Below are 14,137 nucleotides of genomic sequence, written 5' to 3' on the forward strand. Positions count from 1 at the left end.
CCGGGCGTCGGCCGCCGGACCGGCATGATGGGGGGATGCCCAGCCGCGACGAGGTCGACCGCATCGTCGACGCGTGGCGGCGCGAGCGGCCCGACCTCGACTTCTCGCCGCTCGAGGTGCTGTCGCGGGTCGGGCGGCTGTCACGGCTCCTCGAGCGCGCCCGGCGCTCGGCGTTCCAGGAGTCCGAGCTCGAGTCGTGGGAGTTCGACGTGCTGTCGGCGCTGCGGCGGGCGGGCGATCCCTACCAGCTGAGCCCCAAGGCGCTCCTGCAGCAGACCCTCGTCTCCTCCGGCACCATGACGAACCGCATCGACCGGCTCGTGGCGCGGGGACTCGTGGAGCGGCGGACGGACCCGCACGACGGGCGCGGGATCCTCGTGGTCATGTCGGACGCCGGGCGCTCGCGGGTCGACACGGCGATCACGCGGCTCGTGGCCGAGGAGGCCGAGCTGCTCGAGACGATGCCGGCCGCCGACCGCGGCGTGCTCGCGGGGCTGCTGCGGCAGCTCATCCTCGACCTCGACGACGACGGGGCCTGACGCCCGCTCAGGCGTGGGCGACGCAGCGGCGCGCAGCCGGGCGGATCTCGAGCCGGCCCGCCGGGATGGCCTCGTCGCAGACCTCGCAGCGGCCGTAGGCGCCGGCGTCGAGCCGCGCGACCGCGGCGTCGACGTCGGCGAGGCGCACGCGGGCCTCGCGGATCATCGCGTCGGACTGCGAGCGCTCGAACGCGAGGGTCGCGCCCTCGGGGTCGTGCTCGTCGTCGGAGTTCGCGTCCTGGCGGGCCTCGACGATGGCGGCCACGTCACGGTCGAGCCCGCGGATGAGGGCGAGCGTGTCGGCCCGCAGCACGGCGAGGGCCGTGCGCGGGTCGACGGGGGCGGGATCCTCCGGCACGCGACGGCTAGGCGGCGACGAGCGCGTGCGCGTCGGCCAGCAGCTCCACCGAGCGGAGGCGCTCGGACGTCTGCTGCGACGCGTGCCCGACGATGACCTCGTCGACGCCCGCCTGCTCCGCGAAGCGGTTCGCGTAGTCGGACACCTCGGCGCCCGTGCCGATGCCGGTGTAGGTCATCATGCTCGCGACGTGGGCGCCGACGGGGGCCTCGAGGAGGCGGTCGAGCTCGTCGTCGGTGAAGGTCTGCGTGGCCGGGATCTGGCCGCTCTGGCGGAGCAGCATCATGAGCCGCGCGCGGCGGACGCCGGCGAACTGCCGCTCGGCGTCGGCGCGGTCGTCGGCGGCGATGGCGTTGATGCCCGCGATCGCGTAGGGCGCGTCGAGCTGCTCCGAGGGGCGGAAGTCGCGGCGGTAGATCGCGACGGCGTCGAGGAGCATGTCGGGCGCGAAGTGGGAGGCGAAGGCGAACGGCAGGCCGAGCGCCGCGGCGAGCTGGGCGCCGAAGGTCGAGGATCCCAGGATGTAGAGGGGCACGCGGGTGCCGGCGCCGGGGGTCGCGGAGACGCCGGGGACCTGGCTCTCGCCGGCGAGGAAGCCCTGCAGCTCGACGACGTCCTCCGGGAAGCGGTCGGACGACGCGGGGTCGCGGCGGAGCGCCCGGAAGGTGGCCTGGTCGCTGCCGGGGGCACGGCCGAGGCCGAGGTCGATGCGGCCCGGGTGCAGCGTCTCGAGCGTGCCGAACTGCTCCGCGATGGTGAGCGGCGAGTGGTTCGGCAGCATGACGCCGCCCGAGCCGAGCCGGATGGTGGAGGTCTGGCTCGCCACGTGGGCGATGAGGACGCTCGTCGCGCTCGACGCGATGGAGGCCATGTTGTGGTGCTCCGCGTACCAGACGCGGCGGTACCCGCTCCGCTCGGCCTGCTGGGCGAGGGCGACGGAGGCCTGGAAGCTGTCGCGGGCGGTCTCCCCGGGGGCGATGGGGGCGAGGTCGAGGATGGAGAGCGGGACGGTCATGCACGGTCCAACAGCGCGGACCCCTCCGGTGTTCCTCGCGGCGTCGGGGCCGGCGCTCCGGGCGTGGCGGCGGCCGGGTCGGCGGCCACGGCGGCGGTGCGCTCCGCGGCGGCGGCGTCGGTCGCGCGCCCGGCGTCCCGGCGCCGCCGGACCGTCGACCACATGGCGACGACGCCCGCGAGCAGCGCGCACACGACGGTCGCGACGAGGATCCGCACCCCCTCCCCCGGCCCGGCCGGCACGAGCGGCAGCAGGATCTGCACCGCGAGCACGAGCATCACCGCGGCGATGACGGTGTCGAGCACGCGCCACGCGGCCGGGCGCGCGAGCACGGGCGCGAAGACGCGGGCGGCCGTCGCGAGGAGCGTGAACCACACGCAGCTCGCCACCATCGCGCCGACGCCGAACGCCCACCGGCCGTCGCCGTGGCCCGCGGCGACGGATCCGACGAGGAGCACCGTGTCGAGGTACACGTGCGGGTTCAGCCAGGTGAGCGCGAGGCACGCGGCGACGACGGCGCCGAGCGAGCGGGGCGCGGACGCGGCGACCTGCAGGCCGTGCGGCGCCAGGGCGCGCAGGAGCGAGAGCGCGGCGTAGCCGGCGAGGAAGCAGGCGCCGAGGACGCGGATGACCACGATCGCGACGGGCGCCGCCTCGATCACCGCGCCGACGCCGGCGACGCCCAGGCCGATGAGGATCAGGTCGGAGACCGCGCAGATGAGCACGACGACGCCCACGTGCTCGCGCCGCGTGCCCTGGCGGAGGAGGAACGCGTTCTGCGCGCCGATCGCGGCGATGAGCGAGAAGCCGAGGCCGAAGCCGGAGAGCGCGTGCGCGAGGGGGTGCATGGCCTCCACGCTAGGGACCGCGGGGGCATCAGACCAGCTCATGTTGCTGGTGCACCGTTAGCATCGCTGATGATGGACATCCGCACCGAGCACCTGCGCACGCTGGCCGCCGTCATCGACACGGGCACGCTCGACGCGGCCGCCCGCGCCCTGCGGCTGACGCCCTCGGCGGTGAGCCAGCGGATCACCGCGCTCGAGCGGAGCGCCGGCCGCGTGCTCCTCCGCCGCACCCGGCCCGCGACCACCACCGAGGCGGGCGACGCCGTGCTCCGCCACGCCCGCCAGGTGCTCCTGCTCGAGCGCGACCTCGACGGCCTGCTCGGCGTGGGCGACGGCGACGCGCCCCGTGCCGGCACCGCCGCGGTGCCCGTGGTCGTGAACGGCGACTCGCTCGCGTCGTGGCTGCTGCCCGCCTTCGCCGCGCTCGCCGCGGAGACCGGGCAGGCCGTGGAGGTGCTGCGCGAGGACGAGCACCACTCCCTCGACCTGCTGCGCGACGGATCCGCGATGGCCGCCGTCACGAGCGTGCGGGACCCGGTGCAGGGCTGCACCTCCGAACGGCTCGGTCGGATGCGCTACCGCGCCCTCGCGACGCCCGACTACGTCGCCGCGCACCTGCCCGACGGCCCCACGCCGAGCGCGCTGGCCGCGGCGCCGCTCGTGATGTACGACCGCAAGGACGCCATGCAGGACCGCTGGCTGCGCGCCCGCCGCGCACCCGTGGGCCAGCCGCGGCACTACGTGCCGTCGTCGGCGGAGTTCGTCACCGCGGTCACGCTCGGCATGGGCTGGGGCATGCTGCCCGACCTGCAGGCCGAGGAGCTCGTGGAGCGGGGCGCGCTGGTGCCGCTCGCCGAGGGATCCCACGTGGACGTGGCCCTGCACTGGCAGCGCTGGAGCGTCGACTCCCCCGTGCTCGCCGACCTCACCCGGCACGTGCGCGCCGCGGCCGCCTCGCTCCGGTAGGGAGCGGGCGGCCGCGGGCGTGCGGGTCGCGGGTCGCGACCCGCGGAATCAGCGGCGCAGCGCCGCCCGGGCCAGCCGGTTGCCGATGAGCTGCACCACCTGCACGAGCACGATGATGATCAGCACCGCCGCCCAGGTCACGACCGGCTCGAACTGCCGGTAGCCGTAGACGATGGCGAAGTTCCCGAGGCCGCCGCCGCCGACAGCGCCCGCGACCGCCGTCATGTCGACGATGCCCACGAAGACGAACGTGTAGCCGAGGATCAGCGGCCCGAGCGCCTCCGGGATGAGGAGCGTGGAGATGATCCGCACCGGGCTCGCGCCCACGGACCGGGCCGCCTCGATCACGCCCGGCTGCACCGTGAGCAGGTTCTGCTCGACGATGCGGCTGATGGCGAAGGACGCCCCGAGCGACAGCGTGAAGATGACCGCCGGCTGCCCGATGCCGCTGCCCGTCACGAGGCGGGCGAGGGGCTGCGCGGCGACCAGGAAGATCACGAACGGGATGGGCCGGAACGTGTTGACCACCACGTTGAGCACGGCGAACACGGCGCGGTTCGGGAGGAGGCTGCCGGCGCGCGTGAGGTAGAGGCCGAGGCCCATGAGGAGGCCGCCGAGCCCGCCGAACAGCAGCGTGAGCAGCACCATCGTGAGGGTCTCGACCGTCGAGCGGCCGAGGAGCGGCAGGAGCGGGGTGAGCGCGTCCATCTCAGACCACCTCCGTCACGGTGACGCCGGCGCGGTCGGCCGCGAGCACCTCGTCGATGCGCGCGGGATCGCCCCCGAGCGCGAGGGTCAGGTTGCCGAACGTGCGGCCCTGGATGTCGGTGATGCCGCCGTGGACGACCTCGAACGCGATCCCCGCGGCGGCGAGCGCCCGGAAGACCTCGGTCTGGGTGGCCCCGCCGTCCGCGAAGGACAGCGTGACGAGCCGGCCGGGGTGGCGGGCCCGCAGGCGCGCCACCTCCTCGGCCTCGGGCACGCCGGCGACGACGGTGGAGACGAAGCGGCGCGCGGCGTCGGTCGTGGGCCGCGAGAACACGTCGAAGACCTCGCCCTGCTCGATGACGCGGCCGGAGTCCATCACGGCCACGCGGTCGGCGATGGACTTGATGACCTCCATCTCGTGCGTGATGACGACGATGGTGACGCCGAGCTCCTCGTTGACGCGGCGGAGGAGCGCGAGGACCTCGCTCGTGGTCTCGGGGTCCAGCGCGCTCGTGGCCTCGTCGGCGAGCAGGATCGCGGGGCTCGTGGCGAGCGCTCGGGCGATGCCGACGCGCTGCTTCTGGCCGCCGGACAGCTCGTCGGGCCGGGCGTGCGCCTTGTCGGCGAGGCCGACGAAGTGCAGGAGGTCGCTGATCCGCCGCTGCTGCTGGTCCTTGGGCATGCCCGCGACGGACAGCGGGTAGGCGACGTTGCCCCACACGGTCTTCGAGGTGAAGAGGTTGAACTGCTGGAAGACCATGCCGATGCCGAGGCGCAGCTTCCGGAGCTCCCGCTCGGGCAGGCCCTGGATCTCCCGGCCGTCGACCGAGACGGTGCCCGTCGTCGGCCGCTCGAGCGCGTTCACGAGCCGCACGAGGGTGCTCTTGCCGGCGCCGGAGTAGCCGATGATCCCGAACACCTCGCCGCGGCGGATGTCGAGGTCGACGTCGGCGAGCGCGGCGAGGCCCGGCTCGCCCTTGGCGCGCGGCGGGTACTGCTTGCCGACGCCCCGCAGGGAGACGTGCGGGGCGTCCGTCATCGACCCGCCTTCTGATCCGCGACGGCCTTCTCGGTGGTGGTGAGGATGCCCTGCAGCTCGTCGGCCGGCGTCTTCAGCGGGATCGCCGTGCCGCCCGAGTTCTCGACCAGCGCGTCCACGACGGCGGGGGTGTCCTCGAAGATCCGCGCGAGCTCCCGGTAGGTCTCGTTCTCCGCGTCGTCGGCGCGGCTCGCGAAGACGTTGACGTAGGCGAGGGAGTTGGGGTCGCTCGGGTCGTCCTGCGCGATGGCGTCGTCGGAGGTGAGGCCGGCGTCGGTGACGTAGTCGTTGTTGATGATGACGGCGTCGGCGTCGGGCAGCGACGTCGCGGTGAGGGCGGCGTCGACCGTGGTGACGGTGACCTTCGAGGCGGCCTGGTCGACGTCGTCGAGGGTGGAGATGCTGGATCCGCCGCCCTTCAGCGTCACGAGGCCGGCGCTCTGCAGCACGAGCAGGCTGCGGGCGAGGTTCGACTCGTCGTTGGGGACGACGACGGTGCCGCCCTCGGGGATCTCGTCGACCGAGCCGTGCTTCTGCGAGTACAGCGCGAGCGGGTAGATGGCGGTGGCGCCGATGGGCGTGAGGTCGTCGCCCGCGCCCTCGTTGTACTGCGCGAGGTAGACGAGGTGCTGGAACTGGTTGAGGTCGATCTCGCCCTCGGACAGCGCGGGGTTCAGCTGCGGGTACTCGGTGAAGTCGACGATCTCGACGTCGATGCCCTCCGCCTTCGCGGCGTCCACGAAGGCGGGCCACTGCGGGTCGCTCGCGCCGACGACGCCGATGCGGACGGCCTTGCCGCCGCCCGAGAACGCGCCCGTGGCGAAGAGGGCCGCCGCGACGATCGCGAGGACGACGACGACCGCGCCGATGATGAGGCCGAGGCGGCTCTTCCGCTTCGGGGCGTCGATCAGGGGTGCCTGGGTGGTCATGGGGATCCTCTCGGTGGTGCGGGGCCGGTGCTGTCCGGTGGTGGTGCGGGTGCGGGTCGTGCGGGTGCGGGTGGTGCGGCTCGGTGCTGCGCGGGGACGTACGGGAGCGCGCCGGACGGGCGCGCGCCGGCACGGCGGACCGGTGGCGTCCCGGGCGCACGACGCGGGCGAGCGGTGCGGTGCGCGGTGCAGGACGCCGGCGACGGCCGGTTCGCCGCGTCCCTGCAGCACCTCGACGGTAGGCGCCACGGCGGGGGCATGTCGAACCGGGCCGTAACACGGGGACACCCCGTGCGGTGCCCGGGATGTGGCAGGGTCGGCCACGGAGGTGCCCATGCACGAGGAGGACGACGACGTCTCCGCGCTCCCCGTCGACCAGCTGCGGCGGCGGGTCTACGCGCAGGGCGCCGACGAGCGCGACGGGCGGTGGATCCGCGCGGCCGCCGAGCTGGTCCGCCGCGAACGTGCGTCCCAGCCTCCGGAGGGGACGGGGCCGCTGGTCGGCGGCGGCTCCCCCGATGTCCGCGGATCCGTCGACGCCGACGCGGACGCCGATGTCCCGGAGCCGGACGACGACCCCGCGGACGACGGCGACCCCGCCCCGCGCCCCGCATCCCGCCGCGCCCTCGCCTGGGCCGCCGGTGCCCTCGCGGTCGGCCTCCTCGCGGGCGGCGCGATCGGCGCGGCCGCGGGCGCCGGATCCCCCGCCCCGACCCCCGAGGGCGGTGCCGCCACCCCGGCCGCCGTCGCGCCGCCGTCCGCCGCGGGATCCTCCCCCGCCCCGACCGCGAGCGCCGACGGCCCGGCGCTCCTCGGCCCCGACTCCGCGTCCGACCGGCGCAGCCGCCCGGTCGGCGCGATCTTCGACGGCCCGCAGGAGGACGGCGACCGCCCGCCCAAGGCGGTCCGCGCCGACGTCGACGCCACCAGCATCCGCGCCGTGCAGACGAGCGTCGGCCTCTACGCGGGGCTCTCCGTGACGGGCGACCTGTGCCTGCTGGTGTTCCCGAGCGGCGGCGCGGGCGTCGTCACGTGCGCGTCGCCCGACCGCATCGCGTCCGACGGCCTCCGCATCGCGTGGACCACCGAGTTCCCGTCGCGCAACCGCGACGGCTCGACGGGCATGATCACGGGCGACGTCGAGGCGACGTGGTCGGGCGACGACCTCATCACGCTCACGACGCCGGACCGCATCCTCGCGTACTGAGCGGCGACGGCCATCGGGCCCCGCTTCACCGGCTAGCGGAAGCCGCTGGCCTGCGGACCCGGGCGGTCAGCCCTCGAGCAGCTCGCTGAGCTCCATCCAGCGGCTCTCGAGCGCCTCGACCTCGCCCTCGATGGCGCGCACGCCCTCGTTGGCCTTCGCGAGCCCCTCGTAGTCGTTCGGGTCGTGCTCGGCCATGGCGTCGAGCGCCTGGCGGCGGCGCGTGTCCGCCTTCTCGAGCTTGCGCGTGATGCTGGCGAGCTCCTTCTGCGCGTTCCGCAGCTCCGCGCCCTGGAGGGACGGGCCGGTGGATTCGCCGAGCGTGGCCGTGGCCTGCCCGCCGACCTCGTCGGGGCGCGCGACGGTCGCCTTCTCGGCGTTGCCCGGCTGCTGGCGGAGCTTGAGGTACTGCTCGACGCCGCCGGGGAGGTGGCGGAGGTTCCCGTTCATCACGGCGTACTGCTGGTCGGTGACGCGCTCGATGAGGTACCGGTCGTGGCTGACGACGAGGAGCGTGCCGGGGAACGAGTCGAGGAGGTCCTCCATCGCCGCGAGCATGTCCGTGTCGAGGTCGTTGGTGGGCTCGTCGAGGATGAGGACGTTCGGCTCGTCGAGCACGATGAGGAGGAGCTGGAGGCGGCGCTTCTGGCCGCCCGAGAGGTCCTTGACGGGCGTCGACAGCTGCGCGCTCGTGAAGCCGAGGCGCTCGAGCAGCTGGCCCGGCGTCATCTCCTTGCCGCCCGCGACGTAGGTGGTGCGCTGGCGGCCGATGACGGTGGACACGCGGTCCTCGAGCACGTCCTTCAGCTCGTCGAGCTGCTGGGTGAGCACGGCCACCTTGATGGTCTTGCCGCGCTTGACCCTGCCGGTGGTGGGCTGCAGGGATCCGGCCACCAGCGACAGGAGCGTGGACTTGCCGGCGCCGTTCACGCCGAGGATCCCGGTGCGCTCGCCGGGCGCGATGCGCCACTCCACGTCCTTGAGGATCTGCTTCTCGCCGTAGCTGACGGACACGTCGAGGAGGTCGACGACGTCCTTGCCGAGCCGCTGCATCGCCATGGACGCGAGCGAGACGGTGTCGCGCGCGGGCGGCTCGTCGGCGATCAGGGCGTTGGCGGCCTCGATCCGGAACTTGGGCTTCGCCGTGCGCGCGGGCGCCCCGCGGCGCAGCCACGCGAGCTCCTTCTTCATGAGGTTCTGGCGCTTGGCCTCGGAGACGGCGGCGCTGCGGTCGCGCTCGACGCGCTGCAGGATGTACGCCGCGTAGCCGCCCTCGAACGGCTCGATGAGGCGGTCGTGGACCTCCCACGTGGCGTTCGCGACCTCGTCGAGGAACCACCGGTCGTGGGTCACGACGATGAGGCCGCCCGAGCTCGGCGCCCAGCGGCGGCGGAGGTGACCGGCCAGCCACGCGATTCCCTCGACGTCGAGGTGGTTGGTGGGCTCGTCGAGGAAGAGGATGTCGTGGTCGCCGATGAGGAGCTTCGCGAGGGCGACCCGGCGACGCTGGCCGCCCGAGAGCTGGGCGACGTCGGCGTCCCATGGCACGTCGGAGGCGAGGCCGTCGATCACGTCGCGGACGAGCGGGTTGCCCGCCCACTCGTGCTCGTCGATGCCGCCGACGATCGCCTCGCCGACGGTCTGGCCGTCCGGCAGGGTGTCGCTCTGGTCGAGCACGCCGATGGTGACGCCGCGGCGGCGCGTGACGCGTCCGCTGTCGGGCTCCAGCCGGCCGGCGAGGAGGGAGAGGAGGGTCGACTTGCCGTCGCCGTTGCGGCCGACGATGCCGATGCGGTCGCCCTCGTTCACCCCGATGGTCACGTCGTCGAAGATCACGCGCGTCGGGAACTCGAGGTGGAGCGCTTCGGCTCCCAGAAGATGGGCCACCGCACGAGCCTAGGTGGTACCCACCCGGGGAATTCCCGCGAGCCGCGCGCCGTTGGCCCCCATCGTGACCCGCGAGGGCCGCGCGCTCGAGGGGGAGCAGCCCGCCCCGCCGCCGACGCACGGGGATCCGCCCACCGCGAGGAGCGCACATGACGACCGCACCCGACACCGCATCCCTCCCCGCGATCGTCGCGCCCCGGGAGCCCGCGGAGCCCGCCACCGCCGCCCCCGCCCGCCGCGAGCCCGCCGTCGGCCTCCTCGTCTACGCGTCCACGCTGCTCGTCCTCGTCGCGTCCGGCGCCGCGCCCTCGCCGCTCTACCCCGTGTACCAGGAGGAGTGGGCGCTCCCGCCCGTGGTGCTGACGGTCGTGTTCGCCGTCTACGTGCTCGGCCTCCTCGCGACCCTGCTCACGGCCGGCCGGCTGTCCGACCACATCGGCCGCCGGCCCGTGATCCTCGGGGCCCTCGCCGTCTCCACCGTCGCGATGCTCGTCTTCGCCTTCGCGCACGACGGACTGGCGCTCGTGGTCGCCCGCATCCTCCAGGGCCTCGCGATCGGGCTCGCCACGGGCGCGCTCGGCGCCGGCATGATCGACCACCAGCCGACCCGCCGCACCGGCCTCGCCGCGTTCCTCAACGGCGTCGTGCCGCCGGCCGCGCTCACGGTCGGGGCGCTCGGCAGCGGGTTCCTCGTGGCCTACGGACCGGCCCCCGAGGAGACCGTGTTCGTCGTGCTCGCGGCCCTCATGGTCGCGGCCGGCGTCGCGGTCGCGTTCGTGCCGGAGCGGCAGCCGCGGCGGGCGGGGGCGCTGCGATCGCTCGTGCCGTCGGTCGTCGTCCCGCGGGCCGCGCGCGCCGTCTTCACCGCCGTCGTCGGCGGGATGATCGCGAGCTGGGCGCTCGGCGGCATGTTCCTCGCCTTCATCGGATCCGTGCTCGGCACCACCTTCGGCCTGCACAGCGCGGCGCTCACGGGCGCGGCCATCGCCCTGTTCACCGGCACGGGCGCGATCACCGGCATCGTGATCCGCACCCGCGACGCCCGCCGCAGCCTCATCGTCGGCGTGGTCGCCCTCGTGCTCGGGCCGATCGGCCTCGTCGCCGCCATCTGGACCGCCTCGCTCCCCCTCTTCGCGGTCGCGGCGGTCATCGGCGGCGTGGGCTTCGGCGCCGGCTTCCAGGCGGGCCTCCGGCTGGTGCTCGCGGAGGCGCCCGTCGACCAGCGCGCGAGCCTCCTCTCCTCCGTCTACGTCGCGAGCTACCTCGCCTTCGGCGTGCCGAGCATCGTCGCGGGCGTGTTCGTCGAGGCGGACGGGCTGCCGATCGTGCTCACGGTCTACGGCGCGTTCGTCGCGGCGAGCGCCCTGGTCGCGCTCGTGCTCCAGCTCACCGGTCGCCGTACGCGCCGGGCGGAGCGGATCGCCGACGCCCGGGACGCCGCCGCGAGCTGACGGCGAGCGCCCGCGGCCCCGACCGCCGCGCCCCCGCACGGGGGTACCATCGGGGCGCCGCGCGGGAGCTCCCGGCATCCCGCGAGCATCCCCTCCCGACCGGCGAAGCGCCGGCGGACCCCCGAACGGAAGGTCGCCCCATGGCGTTCATCGTCGTCCTGCTCGTCCTCTGGCTGATCCTCACGGTCGTCGGCTTCGCCATCGAGGGCCTCGTCTGGCTCGGGATCATCGGCATCATCCTGGTCGTCGGCACGATCGTGCTCGGCACCCTGCGCCGCCGGTACAACGCGGCGAAGACGCCCAAGGCCTAGTCGCCGCGTCCTCCGGCGTCCGGGTCAGCCGAGCGACGCCACCCACTCGCTCGTGCCGTCGTCGAAGGCCTGCTGCTTCCAGATGGGGACGCGCTGCTTGACCTCGTCGACCAGGAGGCCGCACGCGGCGAAGGCGTCGGCGCGATGCGCGGACGAGACGGCGCAGGTGAGCGCGACGTCGCCGATGCCGAGCCGGCCGACGCGGTGCTCGACCGCGATGCGCACCTCCGGGTAGCGCGCGGAGACGTCGAGCGCGACCTGCCGGATCGCCTGCCGGGCGGCCGGATGCGCGGAGTAGTCGAGCCAGAGGACGCCCTTGCCGTCGTCGTGGTCGCGCACGACGCCCTCGAAGGTCACGACGGCGCCCGCGTCGTCGGCGCGCACGGCGTCGGCGCAGTCCTCGACGCGGATGCCGCCGCCCGCGATGCGGGCGAAGAGGACGCGGTCGGCGGTCACGAGGCGGCTCCGGTCGCCGGGCCGGTGTCGGCCGCCGGGTCCGTCGCCGGGTGCACGGAGCCGCGGATCTGCGCGAGCACGTGGTCGAGGATCCCGTCGAGGAGCCCGAGCCCGTCGCGCACGCCGCCCGGCGAGCCCGGCAGGTTCATGACGAACGCCCCGCCCGCGGCGCCCGCGTGCCCGCGCGTCAGCACGGCCGTGGGCGTGTGGGCCGTGCCGATGCGGCGGGCCTCCTCCATGATCCCGGGGAGCTCGAGGTCGAGGAGCGGGCGGGTCGCCTCGGGGGTGCGGTCGGTGGGCGTGACGCCCGTGCCGCCCGTGGTGAGGATCACGCGCGCGTCGCCCGCGACGGCCTCGGCGAGCGCCGCGGCGACCCCGGGCCCGTCGGCGCGCACGTGCGGACCGTCGACCGCGAAGCCGCGCTCGGCGAGCCAGGCGGCGATGACGGGACCGGTGCGGTCCTCGTACTCCCCCGCGGCGGCGCGCGTGGAGGCGACGATCACGACGGCGCGGCCGCGCGGGTCCGCCGCGGTCATGCCCGCTCCCAGTCGCCGGACTTGCCGCCCTGCTTCTCGCGCACGAGCACGTCGGTGATCACGGCGCGCGCGTCGACCGCCTTGAGCATGTCGTAGAGCGTGAGCGCGGCGACCGACGCGGCCGTGAGCGCCTCCATCTCGACGCCCGTGGCGCCCGTGGTGCTGACGGACGCGACCACGGTGAGCCGGTCCCCGTCGCCGGTGATGTCGATCTCGATGCGGCCGATCGGCAGCGGGTGGCAGAGCGGGATGAGGTCCGACGTCCGCTTCGCCGCCATGATCCCCGCGATGCGCGCCGTGCCGACGGCCTCGCCCTTGGGGAGGTCGCCCGTGATCACGGCCGCGACGACCTCGGGTCGCGTGACGAGCACGGCCTGCGCGACGGCGCGGCGCTTCGTGACGGCCTTGTCGGTCACGTCGACCATGTGGGCGGAGCCGTCCTGCCGCAGGTGCGTGAGGGACGGCGCGGCGGCGCTCGTCGCGGGATCAGTCATCGATGCTCCAGACGGTGACGGGGTCGCCGGCCTCGAGCCGCTCGAGCCCTGCGGGGATGTGGACGAGGTGGGTGGCGGTCGCGTACGCGTGCAGGAGGTGGGATCCGGGCCCGCCGACCGCGACGACGCGGCCGTCGGCGTCGAGGCGCCCGCGGCGCACCTGGTGCTTGCCGGCGGGCGAGTCGAGCGGGGCCGCGAGCGGCAGCTCCCGCGACGGGCGGTCGGCGTGCGCGCGGCCGGCGATCCGCCGCAGCACGGGACGCAGGAACAGCTCGAACGAGACGAGCGCGCTGACGGGGTTGCCGGGGAAGGCGACCACCGGGATGCGCGCGCCGCCGAGGTCCGCCGTGCCGAGCCCCTGTGGCCCGCCCGGCTGCACGGCGACGGAGGCGAACTCCACGCCGCCGCCCTCGAGCACGTCGCGCACGACCTCGTAGGCGCCCGCGCTGACCCCGCCCGTCGTGACCAGCAGGTCGACGCCGCGGGCGGCGTCGCGGAGGGCATCGCGCACCCGGTCGGCGTCGTCGGACGCGACCCGCAGGGCGCGGACCTCGACGCCCGCATCCTGCAGGGACGCGGCGAGCGCGACGGAGTTGGCGTCGTGGACCTGGCCGGGCGCGAGCTCCTCGCCGGGTCCGCGGAGCTCGAGGCCCGTGGAGAGGAGGAGGACGACGGGACGGCGGCGGACCGCGATGCGCGCGACGCCGGCCGACGCGAGGACGCCGAGGTGCGCCGGGAGGAGGCGCGTGCCGGCGGCGACGAGCACGCTGCCCGCGGCGAGGTCGCTGCCCTGGGCGCGGACGAAGGCGCCCGGATCCACGGGCGCGCGGAAGGAGACGGTGGCGTCGGCGGCGTCCTCGTCGACGAAGCGGTCAGGCGTCGCGGCCTCGATGGGCACGATCGCGTCGGCGCCGGGCGGGACGGGCGCGCCGGTCATGCAGGGGGCGGCGGTGCCGGGATCCAGGGGCGCGGCGGGGCGGCCCGCGGGGATCCGCGCGGCGATGCGGAGGACGGCCGGATCCCGATCGGTCGCGTCGGCGAGGTCGGCCGCGCGCACGGCGTAGCCGTCCATCTGCGAGTTGCGGAAGGGCGGCAGGTCGATGGGGCTCGTGACGTCGACGGCGAGGACGCGGCCGGCGAACCGGTGCGGATCGCGGGTCAGCGCCTCCGCGGTCGCCGGCAGCTCCTCGGCCGGCAGCTCGGCGAGCGGGGCGAGGAGGTCGCGCACGGCCGCCCGGTGCTCGTCGACCGTGCGTCGTCGTCGGCCAGCGGGGCGGTCGGGGGTCATCCCCCCATCATCCCCCGGGGCGGGAGGGCGCGCGCCGGGCGGGATCGCCGCCCTCCCCCTTCGCGCACCGGCCAGGGGCCCTTGCCCCCGCCGCGCAGCCCGCGCGAC

The 14,137-nt window shown here is 75.2% G+C and carries 16 protein-coding genes; 5 read left to right on the plus strand and 11 right to left on the minus strand.

Translation table 11 applies throughout. The features are described 5' to 3' along the window. The first annotated feature begins 35 nt into the window (after window positions 1-35). Window positions 36-539 carry a MarR family winged helix-turn-helix transcriptional regulator gene (locus H9X71_RS11490; RefSeq protein WP_191147216.1) on the plus strand — a complete coding sequence of 168 codons (504 nt, stop codon included), beginning with the start codon at window positions 36-38 and terminating at the stop codon, window positions 537-539. Between the two features lie 7 nt (window positions 540-546). Here the strand turns inward: H9X71_RS11490 and H9X71_RS11495 are convergent, their stop codons facing one another. The 3 genes from H9X71_RS11495 to H9X71_RS11505 are packed head-to-tail and all read right to left on the minus strand — an operon-like array spanning window position 547 to window position 2,760. Further along, on the minus strand, window positions 547-897 hold the full coding sequence (locus H9X71_RS11495) for a TraR/DksA family transcriptional regulator (protein WP_191147217.1): 351 nt from the start codon (window positions 895-897) through the stop codon (window positions 547-549). 7 nt (window positions 898-904) lie between these two features. Continuing rightward, the gene (locus tag H9X71_RS11500; protein ID WP_191147218.1) at window positions 905-1,912 is read right to left on the minus strand and encodes an LLM class flavin-dependent oxidoreductase; all 1,008 of its coding nucleotides are present in this window, start codon (window positions 1,910-1,912) and stop codon (window positions 905-907) included. After that, window positions 1,909-2,760: a LysE/ArgO family amino acid transporter gene (locus H9X71_RS11505; RefSeq protein WP_191147219.1), complete on the minus strand. Its 852-nt coding sequence runs from the start codon at window positions 2,758-2,760 to the stop codon at window positions 1,909-1,911. The genes H9X71_RS11500 and H9X71_RS11505 overlap by 4 nt, the downstream gene beginning before the upstream one ends. Window positions 2,761-2,829: 69 nt before the next feature. Between H9X71_RS11505 and H9X71_RS11510 the strand changes: the two genes are divergently transcribed. Continuing rightward, complete coding sequence (locus H9X71_RS11510; protein WP_191147220.1) at window positions 2,830-3,726, plus strand: LysR family transcriptional regulator ArgP; 897 nt, start codon at window positions 2,830-2,832, stop codon at window positions 3,724-3,726. A gap of 48 nt (window positions 3,727-3,774) precedes the next feature. Here H9X71_RS11510 and H9X71_RS11515 read toward each other — a convergent pair whose 3' ends face one another. The 3 genes from H9X71_RS11515 to H9X71_RS11525 are packed head-to-tail and all read right to left on the minus strand — an operon-like array spanning window position 3,775 to window position 6,402. Further along, window positions 3,775-4,434, minus strand: coding sequence for a methionine ABC transporter permease (locus tag H9X71_RS11515; protein ID WP_191147221.1), 660 nt, complete (start codon window positions 4,432-4,434; stop codon window positions 3,775-3,777). 1 nt (window position 4,435) lies between these two features. After that, a complete protein-coding gene (locus H9X71_RS11520; RefSeq protein ID WP_191147222.1) occupies window positions 4,436-5,473 on the minus strand; it encodes a methionine ABC transporter ATP-binding protein in 1,038 nt (345 codons plus the stop codon). Further along, a complete protein-coding gene (locus H9X71_RS11525; protein WP_191147223.1) occupies window positions 5,470-6,402 on the minus strand; it encodes a MetQ/NlpA family ABC transporter substrate-binding protein in 933 nt (310 codons plus the stop codon). The genes H9X71_RS11520 and H9X71_RS11525 overlap by 4 nt, the downstream gene beginning before the upstream one ends. Before the next feature lie 334 nt (window positions 6,403-6,736). On the opposite strand from H9X71_RS11525, the gene H9X71_RS11530 reads away from it, so the two are divergent. Next, the gene (locus H9X71_RS11530; protein WP_191147224.1) at window positions 6,737-7,609 is read left to right on the plus strand and encodes a hypothetical protein; all 873 of its coding nucleotides are present in this window, start codon (window positions 6,737-6,739) and stop codon (window positions 7,607-7,609) included. 66 nt (window positions 7,610-7,675) lie between these two features. Here H9X71_RS11530 and H9X71_RS11535 read toward each other — a convergent pair whose 3' ends face one another. Then, window positions 7,676-9,493, minus strand: a complete 1,818-nt coding sequence (locus H9X71_RS11535; RefSeq protein ID WP_191147225.1) for an ABC-F family ATP-binding cassette domain-containing protein — start codon at window positions 9,491-9,493, stop codon at window positions 7,676-7,678. A 149-nt stretch (window positions 9,494-9,642) separates the two neighbouring features. Between H9X71_RS11535 and H9X71_RS11540 the strand changes: the two genes are divergently transcribed. Continuing rightward, a complete protein-coding gene (locus H9X71_RS11540; RefSeq protein ID WP_191147226.1) occupies window positions 9,643-10,944 on the plus strand; it encodes an MFS transporter in 1,302 nt (433 codons plus the stop codon). Between the two features lie 140 nt (window positions 10,945-11,084). Then, window positions 11,085-11,255: a hypothetical protein gene (locus tag H9X71_RS11545; RefSeq protein ID WP_191147227.1), complete on the plus strand. Its 171-nt coding sequence runs from the start codon at window positions 11,085-11,087 to the stop codon at window positions 11,253-11,255. 24 nt (window positions 11,256-11,279) lie between these two features. Here H9X71_RS11545 and H9X71_RS11550 read toward each other — a convergent pair whose 3' ends face one another. The 4 genes from H9X71_RS11550 to H9X71_RS11565 are packed head-to-tail and all read right to left on the minus strand — an operon-like array spanning window position 11,280 to window position 14,029. Beyond that, window positions 11,280-11,711, minus strand: coding sequence for a molybdenum cofactor biosynthesis protein MoaE (locus H9X71_RS11550; RefSeq protein ID WP_191147228.1), 432 nt, complete (start codon window positions 11,709-11,711; stop codon window positions 11,280-11,282). Continuing rightward, window positions 11,708-12,247, minus strand: a complete 540-nt coding sequence (locus tag H9X71_RS11555) for a molybdopterin-binding protein (protein ID WP_191147229.1) — start codon at window positions 12,245-12,247, stop codon at window positions 11,708-11,710. Before H9X71_RS11555 ends, H9X71_RS11550 begins: the two co-directional genes overlap by 4 nt. Next, on the minus strand, window positions 12,244-12,741 hold the full coding sequence (gene moaC / locus H9X71_RS11560; RefSeq protein ID WP_191147230.1) for a cyclic pyranopterin monophosphate synthase MoaC: 498 nt from the start codon (window positions 12,739-12,741) through the stop codon (window positions 12,244-12,246). The genes H9X71_RS11555 and moaC overlap by 4 nt, the downstream gene beginning before the upstream one ends. Further along, window positions 12,734-14,029, minus strand: a complete 1,296-nt coding sequence (locus H9X71_RS11565; protein ID WP_191147231.1) for a molybdopterin molybdotransferase MoeA — start codon at window positions 14,027-14,029, stop codon at window positions 12,734-12,736. The genes moaC and H9X71_RS11565 overlap by 8 nt, the downstream gene beginning before the upstream one ends. Window positions 14,030-14,137 lie beyond the last annotated feature (108 nt).

This window comes from Clavibacter zhangzhiyongii (assembly GCF_014775655.1).
In the GTDB taxonomy this organism is placed as follows: domain Bacteria; phylum Actinomycetota; class Actinomycetes; order Actinomycetales; family Microbacteriaceae; genus Clavibacter; species Clavibacter zhangzhiyongii.